The sequence below is a fragment of the Rhodococcus sp. 05-2254-6 genome, from assembly GCF_002258565.1.
In the GTDB taxonomy this organism is placed as follows: Bacteria; Actinomycetota; Actinomycetes; order Mycobacteriales; family Mycobacteriaceae; genus Rhodococcoides.
The window spans coordinates 20,540-37,349 of record NZ_NOZF01000059.1 but is presented as its reverse complement, the minus strand read 5'-3'; the positions used below and the strand labels follow the sequence as shown (position 1 = coordinate 37,349).

14 protein-coding genes are annotated in these 16,810 nt (G+C 65.4%); 8 read left to right on the top strand and 6 right to left on the bottom strand.

Features of this window, described 5'->3' with window-relative positions:
- Both CH256_RS07450 and CH256_RS07445 read left to right on the top strand, forming a co-directional pair.
- Nucleotides 1–517: UvrB/UvrC motif-containing protein (locus CH256_RS07450; RefSeq protein ID WP_179272026.1), on the top strand; the 517-nt coding region annotated here is incomplete at its 5' end.
- 19 nt (nt 518–536) lie between these two features.
- Entirely contained in the window at nt 537–1,403 is an 867-nt protein-coding gene (locus tag CH256_RS07445) for an SCO6745 family protein (protein ID WP_094640079.1), read from the top strand.
- A gap of 6 nt (nt 1,404–1,409) precedes the next feature.
- Here CH256_RS07445 and CH256_RS07440 read toward each other — a convergent pair whose 3' ends face one another.
- Complete coding sequence (locus CH256_RS07440; RefSeq protein ID WP_094640078.1) at nt 1,410–2,267, bottom strand: ABC transporter permease; 858 nt, start codon at nt 2,265–2,267, stop codon at nt 1,410–1,412.
- Nucleotides 2,264–5,125, bottom strand: a complete 2,862-nt coding sequence (locus tag CH256_RS07435; protein ID WP_094669224.1) for an alpha/beta fold hydrolase — start codon at nt 5,123–5,125, stop codon at nt 2,264–2,266. The genes CH256_RS07440 and CH256_RS07435 overlap by 4 nt, the downstream gene beginning before the upstream one ends.
- A 184-nt stretch (nt 5,126–5,309) precedes the next feature.
- On the opposite strand from CH256_RS07435, the gene CH256_RS07430 reads away from it, so the two are divergent.
- The gene (locus CH256_RS07430; RefSeq protein ID WP_068050983.1) at nt 5,310–5,762 is read left to right on the top strand and encodes a universal stress protein; all 453 of its coding nucleotides are present in this window, start codon (nt 5,310–5,312) and stop codon (nt 5,760–5,762) included.
- Between the two features lie 70 nt (nt 5,763–5,832).
- On the opposite strand, the gene CH256_RS07425 is transcribed toward CH256_RS07430, so the two are convergent.
- The 3 genes from CH256_RS07425 to CH256_RS07415 form a co-directional block, all read right to left on the bottom strand.
- Nucleotides 5,833–8,154, bottom strand: a complete 2,322-nt coding sequence (locus CH256_RS07425) for a HelD family protein (RefSeq protein ID WP_094669223.1) — start codon at nt 8,152–8,154, stop codon at nt 5,833–5,835.
- A gap of 148 nt (nt 8,155–8,302) precedes the next feature.
- Nucleotides 8,303–9,493, bottom strand: coding sequence for a DoxX family protein (locus CH256_RS07420; protein WP_068050978.1), 1,191 nt, complete (start codon nt 9,491–9,493; stop codon nt 8,303–8,305).
- A gap of 137 nt (nt 9,494–9,630) precedes the next feature.
- A complete protein-coding gene (locus tag CH256_RS07415) occupies nt 9,631–10,320 on the bottom strand; it encodes an MBL fold metallo-hydrolase (RefSeq protein WP_094669222.1) in 690 nt (229 codons plus the stop codon).
- Nucleotides 10,321–10,580: 260 nt separating this feature from the next.
- On the opposite strand from CH256_RS07415, the gene uvrA reads away from it, so the two are divergent.
- Nucleotides 10,581–13,511, top strand: a complete 2,931-nt coding sequence (uvrA, locus tag CH256_RS07410) for an excinuclease ABC subunit UvrA (RefSeq protein ID WP_094640381.1) — start codon at nt 10,581–10,583, stop codon at nt 13,509–13,511.
- A gap of 112 nt (nt 13,512–13,623) precedes the next feature.
- Here the strand turns inward: uvrA and CH256_RS07405 are convergent, their stop codons facing one another.
- Nucleotides 13,624–14,010, bottom strand: a complete 387-nt coding sequence (locus CH256_RS07405) for a DUF1844 domain-containing protein (RefSeq protein WP_068050975.1) — start codon at nt 14,008–14,010, stop codon at nt 13,624–13,626.
- Between the two features lie 382 nt (nt 14,011–14,392).
- Between CH256_RS07405 and infC the strand changes: the two genes are divergently transcribed.
- The 4 genes from infC to CH256_RS07385 all read left to right on the top strand — a co-directional run bounded on the left by infC (nt 14,393) and on the right by CH256_RS07385 (nt 16,765).
- Nucleotides 14,393–15,133 carry a translation initiation factor IF-3 gene (gene infC / locus CH256_RS07400; protein WP_373454785.1) on the top strand — a complete coding sequence of 247 codons (741 nt, stop codon included), beginning with the start codon at nt 14,393–14,395 and terminating at the stop codon, nt 15,131–15,133.
- 116 nt (nt 15,134–15,249) lie between these two features.
- Nucleotides 15,250–15,444 carry a 50S ribosomal protein L35 gene (rpmI, locus tag CH256_RS07395; protein WP_008715923.1) on the top strand — a complete coding sequence of 65 codons (195 nt, stop codon included), beginning with the start codon at nt 15,250–15,252 and terminating at the stop codon, nt 15,442–15,444.
- Between the two features lie 86 nt (nt 15,445–15,530).
- Complete coding sequence (rplT, locus tag CH256_RS07390) at nt 15,531–15,920, top strand: 50S ribosomal protein L20 (protein ID WP_032378959.1); 390 nt, start codon at nt 15,531–15,533, stop codon at nt 15,918–15,920.
- 38 nt (nt 15,921–15,958) lie between these two features.
- Nucleotides 15,959–16,765 (top strand): TrmH family RNA methyltransferase, encoded by an 807-nt coding sequence (locus CH256_RS07385; protein ID WP_094669221.1) that lies wholly within the window; start codon nt 15,959–15,961, stop codon nt 16,763–16,765.
- Nucleotides 16,766–16,810 lie beyond the last annotated feature (45 nt).

The window sequence follows — 16,810 nt, the reverse complement described above, 5'->3', positions numbered from 1 at the left end:
CTTCCTCCGGAGCGGCACCAGCCTCATCCAGACCATCGGCCGTGCCGCCCGAAACGTCTCCGGCGAGGTCCACATGTACGCCGACAAGATGACCGACTCCATGACCTACGCGATCGAGGAAACCGAGCGTCGGCGTGAGAAGCAGATCGCGTACAACAAGGAACGAGGCGTCGACCCTCAGCCGCTGCGCAAGAAGATCGCCGACATCCTCGACCAGGTGTACCAGGAAGCCGAGGACACCGAGTCGGTCGTCGAAGTCGGGGGATCCGGGCGCAACTCCAGCCGGGGTCGGCGAGCGCAGGGCGAGGCGGGCCGGTCGGTCAGCACCGGGGTGTACGAGGGCCAGGACGTCTCGTCGATGCCCCGCGCCGAACTGGCCGATCTGATCAAGAACATGACCGATCAGATGATGAACGCGGCACGCGAGCTCAAGTTCGAGCTCGCCGGCCGACTGCGCGACGAGATCCAGGATCTGAAGAAGGAGCTGCGCGGGATGGATGCGGCAGGCCTCAAATAGGTTCGGTTACGGTTCAACGATGGACGCAACCACCGCCGGCCGCACCTCTCGCGCGCTCGAGCTCATTCACTCGATGACCTATTTCCTTCCGGAGACGCAGGACGCTCTCGTCGCCGCAGGGTTGCCGCCGCGGGCCTGCTATTTCGCGGGCCGGGCAGCGCCTCTGGGGCGGGTCGGTGCAGGTGTCGTCACCGCTACGTTCTACAACTTCAATCGTGAACTGATCGCGCCGCTCATTCCGGCCGCCTGGGATATCGCGTCGCCCGACGAGATCATGGCAATCCGGTACGACACGCTCGATGCCGCCTTCGCCCGACTGCTCGGGCCCGAGGTCCTGACGTCCGCGGACATGGCCGAGGCCGCAGACCTGGCATCGATCGCAGCCCGTGGCATTCCCGGTGACGACGGCCGACCCCTGTACGCCGCGTATGCCGAGCTCGACTGGCCGACAGCTCCGCATCTCGTGCTGTGGCACGCCCTGACTCTGATCCGCGAATACCGCGGCGACGGTCACCTCGCGGCGCTGCAGACGGCGGGACTGAGCGGTCTCGAAGCACTCATCACCCATACCGCCACCGGCTACGGCTTCGAGAAGGAGTTCGCCCGCAAGCGTCGCGGATGGTCGACCGAGCAGTGGGACGGGGCGGTCGCGTCTCTGGCCGACCGTGAGCTGCTCTCGTCCGACGGTGCGCTGACCCAGGACGGGAAAGATCTCCGTACGTTGGTCGAGGACATCACCAACGACCTCGCAGTTGCACCGTGGGCCGCCCTCGGCGAGGACGGTGCCGCTCGGCTGGTTTCGCTCGCGACGCCGTGGCGCGAGACGATCGTCGGTGCGGGCGTCATTCCCGAGGGTGTCTTCGGGCCCGCAATCAAGAAGAAGTAGGCCGCCTCAGCTGGTGATATCCTTGGTGCCGAAACGTCGCCACGCGATCAACCCGAACACGGCTGCGTACGTGACGGCCGAGAACGAACCGACCACCATGTCGTTCCAGTCGATGCTCGTGCCGAATGCATCGATCCACGAATTGGCGTAGTGCCCGGGCAGGTAGTTGCGGAGTGATCCCAGTGCCGTGATCTGGTCGAGAATCTGCATCAGAATCGACGTCATCACCGCACCGCCGACGGCCCCGAGAGGGGCGTCGGTGAGCACGGACAGCAGCATGGCCAGGCCCGCGACCCACAGCAGGTTGATGCCGATGTACGCGACCGCGATCAGTAGCCGAACCAGTGAGGTGCCGTAGGGCAGCCCCTCGCCCAGCGGGGTGATCAACGATTCCGCGCCGTACATCACGGTGCCGATCAGCAGGGACACCCCGACGAGCACCAGGATCGCAACACTGGACAGCGTCGCCGACACCAGTGCCTTCTGCGTCAGCAGTCGACTCCTGGGCACGGGAATGGCCAGCAGGTACCGCAGGCTCGACCACGAGGCTTCGCTTGCCACCGAGTCGCCGAAGAACAGGGCCACCACCACGATCAGCAGAAAGCCCACGGACATGAACAGAGCGAAGACCGTGAAGTTCATGCCACCGCGGGTGCCGAGCTCGATGAGCCCATCGGCATCCGAGTCCGCACTCGAGCTGCCGACGGTGAAGGCGATGGCGAGAATTACCGGCAGCAGCGCCAGGAAGCCGATCGCCAGCTGAGTGCGTCGACGTCCCAGTTGCCTGCGTAGCTCGGTACGGAACGGCAAGGTGCTACCGCCGGTGTATCCGGCAGCGCGCCCGTCTGCGTGTGTGGTGCTCATGAACGATCCTTGCTGGTGGAAGACCCTGGGGTGTCTCGGTGGACGAGGTCGAGGAACACGTCTTCGAGGCGCGTCGATTGCGAGAATCCGCGCACCGAGATCCCCGCGGTGACGAGCTCTCGGATCACGACGGCGGCATCGGCGTCGGTCAGGTCGACGGTCACCGTGCCGTCGTCGACGATCACTGCGCCCTCGTGGCCGGAGGTACCGAGCACCGACTGCGCGCGGGCGGCGTCGTCGACCCTGATCTCCGTTTGTCCGCCTGCCGCGGTCAGTTCGCGCACAGTGCCGGAACTGATCACCGATCCGCGATTCATGACGACCACGTGGGTGCAGGTCTGCTCCACTTCGGCGAGGAGATGGCTCGACACCAACACGGTTCGTCCGGTCTTCGCGTAGTTGATCAGCACGTCGCGCATCGTCCTGATCTGCGGTGGGTCGAGTCCGTTGGTCGGCTCGTCCAGGACCATCAGATCCGGCAACCCCAGCATGGCCTGGGCGATGGCGAGCCTCTGCCGCATGCCTTGGCTGTACGACTTGACCTTGCGTTCGATCGCGGTGCCGAGGTCTGCGATCTCGAGGGCTTCCTCGACATGGGCGTCCTCCATCGGGCGACCTGTCGCTTCCCAGTACAGCCGCAGATTCTGTGTTCCGGTCAGGTGCGGCAGAAAGCCCGACCCCTCGACGAAGGAGCCCAACCTGGACAGCACCGGTGCTCCTGGCGTCACCTTGTGGCCGAAGACCCTGATGTCACCACCGGTGGGAGTGATCAGGCCCATCAACATGCGCAGGGTGGTGGTCTTGCCTGCACCGTTCGGCCCGAGCAGACCCAGAACCTGGCCCTGCTTCACCTCGAAACTGACGCCGTCGACTGCGCGAAAGCCGTTGGAGTACGTCTTGGCCAGATCGGTGATCACCAGAGGAATGTCGATCAGACTCTCGTCCACTTCGGCGACCGCGCGGCGTCTGGTCCGCACGACCCCGGCCACGATCGCACCGGCGACCGCGAGCAGGACGATCCCGATGCCTATCAGTGGTGCCACCGGAACGGTGCTGTTGGCGCTCGCTTCCGCGGGGACGGTGGGCAACGCGATGGTGTTGTCGGTCATGGCCACGCTGAACTGTGCGGGTTCGAGCGGCACGGCGTACGCCTGATCGGTGGTGGAGATGCTCAGTTCGAGGCGATGACCCTGCTGGACGAGGTAGCTGATGCCCGGCAGGGCAACGGTGACATCGACGGGATCGATGCCCTCGGTGTCGGGCAGGCGGATCGCCGAGACAGCCCCGCCCGGAAGCGTTCTCGTGCCGTTCGGCGCGACGTCGTAGAGCTTCGCGAACAGGACCGCTTGACCCGGCGAGGCCAACGACGCCACCCGCAGATTCACCCGCGGCACACCGGTGACCGTCACGGACGAATCGACGGGTTCGCTGGTGAACGTTGCCGACTGGCCCGGCAGGTCCGCGGTCAGGGCTGCTCCGGCCCCGGTCGATCCCAGGGTCGAGAGCACCGAGCCCAAACCGGGTATCGACGAGACTGCCGACGGCGACGCTCCGGGCGGACGGATGATCGACTGGTTCTCCGCAGCGGGAGTGAACGTCACCGATCGAGTCTCGGTGGGGTCGGAGTCGGGGATGAGCCCTGGGTAGTCAGGAGCTGTCATTCGGCGGTTGCGGTCGCCGCCGCGTTCGTCGGCTGCCCGCTGAGTGGAGTAGACGAACGGCTGGCTATCTGTAGCAGCATCGCTCTCACGCAAGGTCGTGTCGAAGAAGTCGGCGATGGCCTGATCGCTCGTGCCGTCCGTCCCACCTGCGTCGTGACCGCCGTCGAACCATCGCACGGTGACGTTCCCACCGGCCGCCGCGATCTGACGAGCCGTCGCGTCGGCCTGATCCAGACCGAACAGCGTGTCCTGGCTACCCTGAACCAGCAGGGTCGGCGCGGTGATGTTCGACGCCACCGCGACCGGCGAGTGGGCCGTGAGCAGATCGAGGAGCTGTTGGCTGGGTATTCCGGTCACTGCGGACTGGGCGTAGGCGTCGCAGAACTCGGGTGCGAACCGTCCGCAGGCGGATGCCTGCTCGGCGGTGCCGGCTTCGTTGCCGTCGGTTCCGGTGCCGTTGCCGTCGCCGGCCGGTGCTGCACCGGAGGTGCCCACTCCGAAGAACACTCCGGCCCAGCCGCGCTTGAGGACGCCGGGTCCGCCGTATTCGGCAGCTGCGGGGGTGGCGGTGTCGCCGAGGGCTTCTCGGCTCTCGGCGGAGGTGACGCCGTAGTTGGGGAACAGCGCCTGACCCAGGTCGTTCCAGGTGATCGCTGCGGCTATCGAATCGATCCGTGGGTCGGTGCCGCCTGCGCTCAGAGCCAGTGCGCCGCCGTACGATCCGCCGGCGACACCGACGTGCGGGTCACCGGGGGCGTCGAGTTCCACCTCCGGTTGTTCGGCGAGCCAGTCGATGAGTCCGCGTGCGTCGGCGACCTCGCGGTCGGGGGCGTTGAGCGAGATGGAACCCGTGCTGTCGCCGAACCCGCGTGCACTGTAGGCGAGCACGGTGTACCCGCGGGCTGCGAGGTCACGTGCCTCGCCGTCGACCGAGTCCTTGCTGCCGCCGAAGCCGTGGGCGAGCAGCACCGTCGGTGCGGGGGTGACGGCGGGGACGTACAGGCGAGCGTCGATGTCGACGGTGCCCGTCGATCCGGGGCTGTCCGGTAGCGTGATGCGCGCATCACGCGTGGATGTGTCGGCGCTCGAATCCTGGGGGAGGAGTACGAATGCGAGGGCGGCTACAGCCAGAACCGCAATCACGGCGGCACCGACAGTCATGGCCCGTCTCGACAGTGGCGGGCGGGGAATCGGCATGGAAACCAATGTATGTGAGTGGCGCGGATCGTGTTGTTCCCCAAGTTCACGTGCCGATCGGCCGGTTCCGGCTAATGTCAGCGAATCAGTCCCCGGACCACGTTTTTCGGTCCTGTGACTTGCACCAATCGAGTTCGAGCAGAAGTGTCACATCTGTGTGTGTGACCGACAAATGGAGGAATGAATGAGCGCCTACCGCACCGTCGTCGTCGGGACCGATGGCTCCGAATCGTCACTGCGGGCAGTGGAGAAGGCCGCGGCGTTGGCGGGAGACGCCGCTGCCACCCTGGTGATCGCTTGTGCGTACTACCCGGCCGATCCGAAGGACACGTCCGCTGCCGCCGACGCATTGCGCGAGGACGCCTACCAGATCACCGGATCGGCACCGACGCGTGAGATTCTGCGCACGGCGCGCGAGCACGCCACCAAGGCCGGTGCGAAGAACATCGAGGAGAAGGCGATCGTCGGTGCTCCCGTCGAGTCGCTGCTGGCACTCGTGGACGAGGTCAAGGGTGACCTGCTCGTCGTCGGCAACCGCGGCCTGAACTCGTTGACGGGCCGTCTGTTGGGTTCGGTTCCGTCGGACGCCGCTCGCAAGTCCACCTGCGACGTTCTGATCGTGCACACCGTCCGTTGAGTGCACGCTGCACACACCACCGGCCCGCTCTGTCGAATCGACGGAGCGGGCCGGTGGTGTATGCGGTTCTCTAGGCTTCCGGCTCGAACGGCTGCAGCGCCGAGAGCTCACCCGGTAGTGCGTCCGCGTGCACGACGCCGAGTCGCTGAGTCGCTCGGGTGAGCGCCACGTACAGGTCGTTCATACCCTTGACCGAATCCGCCACGATGGCACCGGGTTCGACGATCAGCACCGAGTCGAATTCCAGTCCCTTGGCGTCCTTGACCGTCGATACGGTGACCAGTTCCGATGCCAGATGGCGGAATCGGTCGACGTGGCCTGCGGGAACCAGCACGGCACTCAGGCCTGGGCGAGGGTGCTCGGCCACTCGCTTCTCGACCGCGGTGATCAGATCGTCCGGTGCCACTCGTTGGGCCCACGGTCGTACCCCGGTGCTGCGGATGGACCGCGGCTCGGACTGCTCGGGGTCGATGGCAGCCAACACGTCGTGTGCCACCGTCATGATCTCCGACGGTGTTCGATAGTTCACCGTCAGTTCGGTTCGCTTCCAGCGCTTGGCCACATACGGTTCCAGAACCGAACCCCACGACGAGGTACCGGCGGGATCACCGGTCTGCGCCGTATCGCCCACCAGTGTCATCCACCGATTCGGTATGCGCCGCATGACCATTCGCCACGCCATCGCAGAGAGTTCCTGCGCTTCGTCGACGATCACGTGCCCGTAGGTCCACGTTCGGTCACCGGCGGCCCGTTCGGCCGTCGTGAGTCGTTGACCCGAATTCTGCCGTCGCGCAAGCTGATCGGCGTCGATGAGGTCGTAGGCCATCAGGATCTCCGGGTCGAGTTCGTCCTCGAGGTCCTGAGGTGCCGAACCGGTCAGGATGTCCAGGGCACCCTGGGCGTCGGCGATCTGGCCGCGCCACTGACGTTGTGCCTGTTCACGTTCGGCCGCGTCGTCGACGCCGAGTAGCTCGGCGAGTTCGTCGAGCAGGGGAGCGTCGGCCGACGAGAACCCGTGGCCTCGGCGGACGAGGGCTTCGCGCTCCATCTCGTCCAGTGCAGGCGCGGCCGAGGCGATTTTCTCGGGCGAGGCGAACAGGTCGCGGAGAACCTGCTGGGGAGACAGATCCGGCCACAGTTCGTCGACGGCGGCCATGACGTCCCGGTCCTCGCGCATCTCGTCGCGCATGTCCGCGATGTCGTCGGCGCTGAGCAGGCTGGACCCGTCGACGAGGTTCTGTCCGAGTTTCGCTGCCAATTGGTTGGCCAACTGGTCGATGACCGAGGACACGAACAGCGGACGAGCCAGGTTGTGCGGTCGCCGGGACGAGCGGGCACGGCCGCGAGCCCTGGTGACGATCTTGCGATCGAGCGTGATGTCGTAGGTGTCGAACTTCAGCCGACGGGGCTGCGCGGGAACTTCCTGACGGTCGCGTACCGCTTGGGTCAGCACCTCCACCATCGACAGCCTGCCCTTGACCTCGGTCGCCACGGCCGAGTCCTCGCGTTGCGCGCGGACTCCCGGGTAGAGGTCGCCGATCGTGGACAGCAGCACGCCTGTCTCGCCGAGTGACGGCAGTACCTGACCGATGTAATCGAGGAACGTGGCGTTGGGTCCGATGATCAGCACGCCGCTCTTACCGAGCTGCTGACGGTAGGTGTAGAGCAGATAGGCGGCGCGGTGCAGCGCGACGGCAGTCTTGCCGGTGCCCGGTCCGCCCTGAACCACCAACACACTGCGATGCTGCGATCGGATGATCGCGTCCTGCTCGCTCTGGATCGTCTGGACGATGTCGTTCATCTGACCGGTACGTGCGGCATCGAGCGCCGAAAGCAGCGCGCCTTCGCTCGCGACGCCGCCTGCCACGGCGGCATCGTTCGACGATCGGGCGGAGTTCAGGTCGAGGAATTCGTCGGCGATCGATGTCACTCGCCGGCCGCGGGTACGAATGTGTCTGCGACGCAACACGTTTTCGGGTGCGGCGGGCGTCGCCAGGTAGAACGGCCGGGCCATCGGTGCTCGCCAGTCGAGCAGCAGTGTCTCGTAGTCGTTCTTGTCGTCGAGAATCCCGACGCGGCCGATGTATCGCTCGGGCCGGTCGTCGACCTTGGGGTCGAGGGTCTCGGGATCGAGGTCGATGCGCCCGAAGCACAGTCCGTTCTCGGCGGCGTCGTACTTGGCGATGTCCTCTGTGTACATCTGGTTGAACGATTCCCGTTCGCTGCGGGCCTGCGGGGTGCCGCCGGTCTCCAACAGCACTGCGCGCAGTCGGTTCGCGGCATACTCGCGTAACGCGTCGAGCTGCGTGTACAGCCGCGTCAGATGCGCCTGCTCTAAGTCTTCTTCGAGCGGCACCACGGAGTCGCTCGATGTGTGGCCGTCGTCCGGCAAAGGGTCTCCTCGGGAGTTCGGCCGAGGCGAAGATATCGCCTCGAAATCAGCCAGAGCAGTCTACGCCGCACAACGGCCCTGCCGCAGAACCGCTGGTTCCGGGGCAGGGCCGTCTACGCGAACGTCGCTGTGTGGTGTCTGCGAAAAATTACTTCGCGTACTGCTGCAGCTTCTTGTCCAAGTTCTTCTGAGCCTTGGCAACTCGCTTCTCGAGCTTGGCGCGAGCCTGCTCGGTCACCTTCTCGAGCTCCTTGCTCTGCTTCTCGGCGCGCTTGCGAGCGCGCTTGCTCAGCGTGTCGACGCGATCGGACGCCAGATCGGCCCACGTGACTCCGCGCTTCTGCGCCTCGTCGGCGAGGACGGAACCCTTCTCGGCCGCCAGATCGGCGAGCTTGGACGCGCGCTTCTGCGCGACATCGGCCAATTCGCCGCGACGATCGGCAGCGACGTCGACGAGCTTGGAGCCACGCTTCTGTGCGAGCTCCGCCAGGTCGGTCCCGCGATGGGCTGCCTTGTCGGCGAGCTTGGAGCCGCGCTTCTGTGCCTCGTCGGCCAAGTCGCTACCGCGGTCGGCGGCCAGTTCGGCGAGCTTGGATCCACGCTTCTGTGCTTCCTCGGCGAGCACCGAACCCTTGTCGGCGGCCACGTGAGCCCAGCGGTTCAGTGCCGGCTGAGCTACGTCGGCCAGCTCCGAGCCCTTCTCGGTAGCGATATCGGCGAGCTTGGCCAACTTGGGCTGGGCGGCATCGGCGAACTTGGCCAGCTTCGGCTGTGCAGCCTCGGCCAGATCGGCGCTGCGGCTCGCGGCGACGGCTGCGATTTCCTTGACGCGCTCACCGGTCTCATGGGTGGAGTGACCCGGCAGTGCCGAGACGACGGTCTCCTGCGCGCGGCGTGCTGCCCGCTTGCTACGCCATGCGACGGACGGCTTGCCCTCGGTGTCGACGGCTGCGATGAGCAGTCCGCCGAGCAGGCTCAGGTTCTTGAAGAAGTGGATTCGCTGCGCAGCCTTGGTCTCCGGGTCGGTCTCGTTCCAGAAGGCGTGTCCGGCGAGCGTCGTCGGTACGAGACTTCCGGCGAGAGCCAGCGAGGCGATGCGCGGTGCCTTGCCGGTGGCCAGCAGAATGCCACCCGCGACCTGGATTCCACCGTTGATACGGACCAGCGTCTCCGGGTCGTTCGGCACGTTCGCGGTGACCTCGTTGGGGAGGACGTCCTTGCCTTGCTCGATCAACGGGGTGGCGGCCTGGGCCTTGCCGGTGGGATTACGGAGTGCGTCGACGCCCCCTGCGATGAAAATCGTAGACATCAGCGGACGGGCGATACGGCGGACCAGCATTGACAGCCTCCTGCGTAGTTTCTCGTGTCATCGGCGGTGGAACCATGGACGGCACGGCGGTCCGAAAACCTACCGCTGTGCGTCCTTTTGTCACACTATTCATACCCCGTGGTTCGCGGTCTCAAGCACGCCGATCGTTACCAACCCCTGGCGCGCCATTCGTCCAGGTGAGGGCGCTCGGCACCGAGCGTCGTGTCCTTACCGTGCCCCGGGTAGACAACGGTCTCGTCGTCGAAGCGGTCGAACAGTTTCGCTGTCACGTCGTCGAGCAGACGGGTGAAATCCTCGGGGCTGCCCGTCTTGCCGACGCCACCGGGAAAGAGAGAATCTCCGGTGAAGAGGTGGGTGCGCGCGCCCTCGGCATCGGTCAGTGCGAGTGCGATGGAGCCGGGAGTGTGTCCGATCAGGTGCACCACATCGAACGTGAGCTCTCCCACCGACACGGTGTCCCGATCGGCGAGCAGGCGGTCGGGAGCCACAGGCAGGGGACCTGCATCGAGTTCGTGGGCTGCGGTCGGAGAGTCCGTACCGCCGGCAATGTCTGCCAGCGCCTGCCAGTGGTCGGCGTGCTGATGAGTCGTCACGATGAGTGAGAGCGTCGGCGCGTTCCTGTCGATGAGCGACGAGATGCGGTCGGCCTCGTTTGCAGCGTCGATCAGCACCGAGTGGCCTGTTGCGGAACAGACGACAAGGTAGGTGTTGTTGTCCATGGGGCCGACCGACATCTTCGTGATCGTCGCTCCGGGAATCGTTCGCCGCTGCGGCTGCGAGCCCTGAGAGACGACGCCGGTGTAGTTGTCATCGATGACCATGAGGTGCTCGTCCATTTCCAGGACGCTACCGTCGTCGACGGCATGATGGGCGTCGGGGTCGCGCAGCTGGAAAAGTGTGTCGGTGCCTGGATCTACCATTGCTACTGCGTGAGGTTCGTCCCTCACCACAACAGGTTTTCGACGTGGGGTCCACGGTTACACGACGTGTGACCGGTGCGTCGGCATCACACGTCATCACGCGACTCGAAGGTCGTGCAGTGCTGCGCCCCGCAGCAACTCGGCTGGACGTGCTCGTTCGGAAAGAAGGGAACACAGTGGCGGATCGCCTGATAGTGCGAGGTGCACGGGAGCACAATCTGCGGGGAGTCGACATCGACCTGCCGCGGGATGCGCTGATCGTGTTCACGGGTCTGTCCGGATCGGGCAAATCCTCACTCGCCTTCGACACGATCTTCGCCGAAGGGCAGCGTCGCTACGTGGAGTCGCTGTCCGCATACGCGCGGCAGTTCCTCGGCCAGATGGACAAGCCGGACGTCGATTTCATCGAGGGCCTCTCGCCTGCGGTCTCCATCGATCAGAAATCGACCAACCGCAACCCGCGATCGACCGTAGGCACCATCACCGAGGTCTACGACTACCTCCGGCTGTTGTACGCGCGTGCAGGAACGGCTCACTGCCCGGTGTGCGGCGAGCAGATCGCCAAGCAGACTCCGCAGCAGATCGTCGATCAGGTGCTGGACATGGAGGAGGGCCTGAAGTTCCAGGTTCTCGCGCCGGTGGTTCGTACCCGCAAGGGTGAGTTCGTCGACCTGTTCGACTCGTTGAACACGCAGGGCTACTCGCGTGTTCGCGTCGACGGCGTCGTACATCAGCTCACGAGCCCGCCGGTGCTCAAGAAGCAGGAGAAGCACGACATCGAGGTCGTCGTCGACCGCCTCACCGTCAAGTCGAGCTCGAAGCAGCGTCTGACCGACTCGGTGGAAACCGCCCTTCGGCTGGCCGACGGCATCGTGGTGCTCGACTTCGTCGACCGTGACGAGAATGCGTCGGACCGTGAGCGCCGGTTCTCCGAGAAGCTCGCCTGCCCCAACGGGCACCCGTTGTCCATCGACGATCTCGAACCGCGGTCGTTCTCCTTCAACTCGCCGTACGGTGCGTGCCCGGACTGCGTCGGACTCGGCGTGCGCAAGGAGGTCGATCCGGAGCTGGTCGTTCCCGACGGCGATCTCAGCCTCGCCGACGGTGCCATCGCACCGTGGTCGATGGGCCAGACGTCGGAGTACTTCGGCCGCCTGCTCTCCGGGCTCGCCGACGCCATGGGATTCGACCTGAACGCGCCGTGGAACAAGTTGCCCGCCAAGGTCAAGCGCGCAGTCCTCGAGGGCAGCGATCACCAGGTGCACGTGAAGTACAAGAACCGCTACGGCCGCACGCGGTCGTACTACGCCGAGTTCGAGGGTGTGATGCCGTTCCTGCACCGCCGGTTGGAGCAGACCGAGTCCGAGCAGATGAAGGAACGCTACGACGGCTACATGCGCGACGTGCCGTGTCCCACCTGCAACGGGGCGCGGCTGCGGCCGGAGATCCTGTCGGTCACGATCGCGGCGGGCGACTTCGGCCCGAAGTCGATCGCCGAGGTGTGCGAATTGTCGATCGCCGACACCGCGAATTTCCTGAACAGCCTCACCCTCGGTCGCCGCGAGGAAGCAATCGCCGGGCAGGTCCTCAAGGAGGTGCAGGCTCGCCTCGGCTTCCTGCTGGACGTCGGTCTCGAATACCTGTCACTGGCCAGGACCGCCGGCTCGCTGTCCGGCGGCGAGGCGCAGCGCATCCGCCTTGCAACCCAGATCGGATCGGGACTCGTCGGTGTTCTGTACGTCCTCGACGAGCCGTCGATCGGACTGCATCAGCGCGACAACCGTCGGCTCATCGACACGTTGACGCGATTGCGCGACCTCGGAAACACCCTCATCGTCGTCGAGCACGACGAGGACACCATCCGTACTTCCGACTGGATCGTCGACATCGGTCCGTTGGCGGGTGAGCACGGCGGACGCGTCGTGCACAGCGGTTCGTACGAGGACCTCCTGACCAACGAGGAATCGCTGACCGGTGCGTATCTGTCCGGACGGATGGAGATTCCGCTGCCCGACACCCGTCGTGTCGTGGACAAGAAGCGTCAGGTCACCGTGGTCGGTGCCCGCGAGCACAATCTGCGTGGCATCGACGTCAGCTTCCCGCTCGGTGTGCTGACCTCGGTCACCGGGGTGTCGGGTTCGGGCAAGTCCACACTCGTCAACGACATTCTCGCGACGGTGATGGCCAACAAGCTCAACGGTGCCCGCCAGGTTCCCGGTCGGCACACGCGCATCAACGGCCTCGATCAGCTCGACAAGCTGGTGCGGGTGGATCAGTCGCCGATCGGACGCACGCCGCGCTCGAACGCGGCCACGTACACCGGTGTGTTCGACAAGATCCGCACGCTGTTCGCGGCGACCACCGAGGCCAAGGTGCGCGGCTATCAGCCCGGTCGATTCTCGTTCAACGTCAAGGGCGGCCGGTGCGAGGCATGCTCGGGAGACGGCACACTCAAGATCGAGATGAACTTCCTTCCGGACGTCTACGTTCCGTGCGAGGTCTGTGAGGGAGCGCGATACAACCGCGAGACACTCGAAGTCCATTACAAGGGCAAGACCATCGCCGAGGTCCTGGACATGCCGATCGAGGAGGCTGCCGACTTCTTCGAGGCCATCACCTCGATCCACCGCTACCTCAAGACACTCGTCGAGGTCGGTCTCGGGTACGTCCGACTCGGCCAACCGGCAACGACGTTGTCCGGCGGCGAGGCGCAACGCGTCAAGCTGGCAGCGGAACTGCAGAAGCGGTCCACCGGCCGCACGGTCTACATTCTCGACGAACCGACCACCGGCCTGCACTTCGAGGACATCCGCAAGCTGCTCGGCGTCGTGAACGGCTTGGTGGACAAGGGCAACACGGTGATCGTGATCGAGCACAATCTCGACGTCATCAAGGTCTCGGACTGGGTCATCGACATGGGCCCCGAAGGTGGCTCGGGCGGCGGAACGGTTGTGGCGCAGGGTGATCCGGAGGCAGTGGCGGCGGTCTCGGAAAGCTACACCGGCAAGTTCCTGCAAGAGGCGCTCACCCGGGAGTCGGTCGTCGCCCCGCCGGTGAAGGCGGCTGCGAAGAAGCGTAGGCCCCGCAAGGTCGCCGCCGTCCGATAAGCGCTGCAGTCGGCTGGAGCCGTCCGATTCGGACCCCGTGAACGACGAAGCCGCATCCGTTGACTACCGGATGCGGCTTCGTGCGTCGGTCTCGACTTGGCTGGTGTTCTGCTCAGTGCACCGGACCGGTGTACTTCTCGCCGGGGCCCTTTCCCGGCTCGTCCGGATGGGCCGACGCTTCCCGGAATGCGCGCTGCAGGGCCTGCAGGCCGTCGCGAATGGGTCCGGCATGGGGGCCGAGGTATTCCACCGACGCGGTGACCAGGCCGGCCAAGGCGGTGATGACGCGGCGTGCCTCGTCGAGGTCGAGGTATGGGCTCTCCGCGGGATCCGGCTCGGACAGTCCCAACTTCTCGGCTGCGGAACTCATCAGCATCACCGCAGCGCGGCTGATGACCTCGACCGCGGGGACTTCGGCGAGTTCACGGACTTCGGGCTCGGTGCCGACGGGGTCGGCACCCGCGGGATCGCCATCGGCGGGAGTGGGGGCGCTGGTCATGCCTACGAGAATCCCACGCCGGCTGCAGCGGGGAGAATCGGGTGCCGACGCTGTCGGGGACGATCGAGCTCGATTGTCGGTTTCTCGAATCGGCTGGTAGTGTAACTTGACGACCGTCTTCGGCGTGCGCTCCTCGATGGAGTTCACCGCACGGAGGCAGCAAGTGGAGCCCGACTCCCACCGGCACGTAGCCTTCAAAAAGCTACTTCCCGGTCCGGTCGCACGAAGGAAGTCCTCACCGGCCTCCTGCGTGCTTCCTCCCAGTGAGGAGACTGTACGGCGACAGTTGTCGTGCGGGTCGACCGGTCGACATCGGGCCCTGCTATCGGATCACACCGAAAGCAGGGTTTTTTCGTTGCAGCGGTTCACATCGCTGCGGGGAATGTCGAGGATCGACGGCGACGGGCTGTGCCAGTGGCAGGCGGTCGGGTTGCACACCACACCGCACTACCTAGGAGGCCCCATCAGCACTGAGACCCGCATCAACGATCGCATCCGAGTTCCCGAGGTCCGGCTTGTCGGACCGGGTGGTGAACAGGTGGGGATCGTGCGTGTTGAAGATGCACTCCGCTTGGCTCTCGAAGCCGACCTCGATCTTGTAGAAGTAGCTCCCGACGCACGTCCGCCGGTCTGCAAGATCATGGACTACGGGAAGTTCAAGTACGAGGCTGCGCAGAAGGCGCGCGAATCGCGCAAGAACCAGACGCTCACCGTCATCAAGGAGCAGAAGCTCCGTCCCAAGATCGACGCGCACGACTACGAGACGAAGAAGCGCAACGTCGTTCGCTTCCTCGAAGCCGGCTCGAAGGTCAAGGTCACCATCATGTTCCGCGGTCGCGAGCAGTCGCGTCCCGAGCTCGGCTTCCGTCTGCTGCAGCGCCTGGGCGCGGACGTCGCGGAGCTCGGCTTCGTGGAGACCTCGGCCAAGCAGGACGGCCGCAACATGACGATGGTGTTGGCACCGCACAAGGGTGCCAAGACTCGCGTCAAGGCACAGGAGAGCGCAGCGGCTCCGCCCGCGCAGCGCGCACCGGCCCCCGCGCCGGAACAGCCCGCCGATGCAGCCCCGGCTGCCGAAGCACCGGCCGCAGCAGCTCCGGTTACTCCGGCGCAGACCAACTGAGCCTCGCGCTCTACCAGTAAGACAGCCCTACACCTGCTTCGGTACACAGCTGGTCCGTAGCGATGTACGGCTGTGCCATGCAACACCGAAGAGCTATTACAGAAGAAGAGGATTTCATGCCCAAGCAGAAGACCCACAGTGGTGCCAAGAAGCGATTCAAGGTGTCCGGCAGCGGCAAGATCCTGCGCCAGAAGGCCGGCCGTCGCCACCTGCTCGAGCACAAGCCCACCAAGGTGACTCGTCGCCTCGATGGTGTCGCCGTTGTCAAGAAGGCCGACGTGCCGCGGATCAAGCGCCTGCTCGGCATCTGATTCGGCCCGCCGCCGACTGATTTCGGTCGGCTTCATCCCATTACCATTCGGGGTTTCACACACCCCCAGATCGACAGGATTCACCAGTGGCACGCGTAAAAAGGGCCGTCAACGCCCAGAAGAAGCGCCGTTCGATTCTCGAAGCGTCCAAGGGCTACCGCGGACAGCGCTCACGTCTGTACACCAAGGCCAAGGAGCAGCAGCTCCACTCGCTGACCTATGCGTACCGGGACCGCCGCGCGCGCAAGGGTGACTTCCGCAAGCTGTGGATCACGCGTATCAACGCTGCAGCTCGCGCCAACGACATCACGTACAACCGCTTCGTCCAGGGCCTCAAGGCCGCAGGCGTCGAGGTCGACCGCAAGATCCTCGCCGAGCTCGCTGTGTCGGATGCTGCGGCGTTCGCAAGCCTGGTCGCCATCGCCAAGGCCGCGCTGCCTGCCGATGTCAACGCTCCGGCCGGAGAAGCAGCCTGAGCGAGTCGACGTACGACGACTCAACACCGAAACGGCCCGTGGATTCGCTGACCGAGCGAACTCCGCGGGTCGTTTCGGCCGTCAAGCTCGCTCGAGCCGCAGAACGCAAGAAGACCGGGCTCTTTCTGGCCGAAGGCTTCAATGCGGTGTCCGAGGCGGCCCGGTCCCGGTTGGTTCGTGAGCTGTTCTTCACCGCGGATGCTCTCGAGCGCCACCATGACCTCATCACGTCCATCGAGGCGGGTGGCGCACGAGTTCACCCGATCACCGACCGTGCTGCGAGGGCATTGTCCGACACGGTCACTCCGCAGGGCTTGATCGCAGTCACCGAATTGATCGACGTCCCGATCGACCGTGCGTTGGCCGGAACACCGCGGCTGGTGGCCGTACCGGTGGAGACGGCCGAGCCGGGCAATGCCGGGACTGTGATTCGCGTCGCCGACGCGGCAGGAGCGGATTCGGTCGTTCTACTGGGCGATTCGGTGGATCCCCACAACGGCAAGTGCGTCCGCGCCTCGGCGGGCAGCGTGTTCCATCTGCCCATCGCTCGGGAGCGATCGATCGAGTCCGGAATCGACGCGTTGCGCAGGGCGGGTCTGACCATCGTCGCGACGGCCGCCGATGGCGAAGTGGACTTGGACGACGCGGACGAGCTGCTCATGCAACCGACCGCGTGGTTGTTCGGCAACGAGGCACACGGACTCTCGGAGTCCGTGACGCGCGGCGCCGATCACCGCATTCGAATCCCGATCCACGGCCGCGCCGAGAGCCTCAACCTGGCGACCGCCGCGGCGATCTGCCTGTACGCGAGTGCCAGGGCGCAGCGACGCTCCGAAACCCCGTGAGCAGGTCTCACCTAGGATCGTTACTTGTCTGTTCTGAGCAGACAC

Excerpts from the sequence above, each read along its gene's own strand:
- CH256_RS07445 (WP_094640079.1), top strand. The coding sequence starts at position 537 with ATGGACGCAACCACCGCCGGCCGCACCTCTCGCGCGCTCGAGCTCATT.
- CH256_RS07440 (WP_094640078.1), bottom strand. The coding sequence starts at position 2,267 with ATGAGCACCACACACGCAGACGGGCGCGCTGCCGGATACACCGGCGGT.
- CH256_RS07435 (WP_094669224.1), bottom strand. The coding sequence starts at position 5,125 with ATGCCGATTCCCCGCCCGCCACTGTCGAGACGGGCCATGACTGTCGGT.
- CH256_RS07430 (WP_068050983.1), top strand. The coding sequence starts at position 5,310 with ATGAGCGCCTACCGCACCGTCGTCGTCGGGACCGATGGCTCCGAATCG.
- CH256_RS07420 (WP_068050978.1), bottom strand. The coding sequence starts at position 9,493 with ATGCTGGTCCGCCGTATCGCCCGTCCGCTGATGTCTACGATTTTCATC.
- CH256_RS07415 (WP_094669222.1), bottom strand. The coding sequence starts at position 10,320 with ATGGACGAGCACCTCATGGTCATCGATGACAACTACACCGGCGTCGTC.
- CH256_RS07405 (WP_068050975.1), bottom strand. The coding sequence starts at position 14,010 with ATGACCAGCGCCCCCACTCCCGCCGATGGCGATCCCGCGGGTGCCGAC.
- infC (WP_373454785.1), top strand. The coding sequence starts at position 14,393 with ATGTCGAGGATCGACGGCGACGGGCTGTGCCAGTGGCAGGCGGTCGGG.
- rpmI (WP_008715923.1), top strand. The coding sequence starts at position 15,250 with ATGCCCAAGCAGAAGACCCACAGTGGTGCCAAGAAGCGATTCAAGGTG.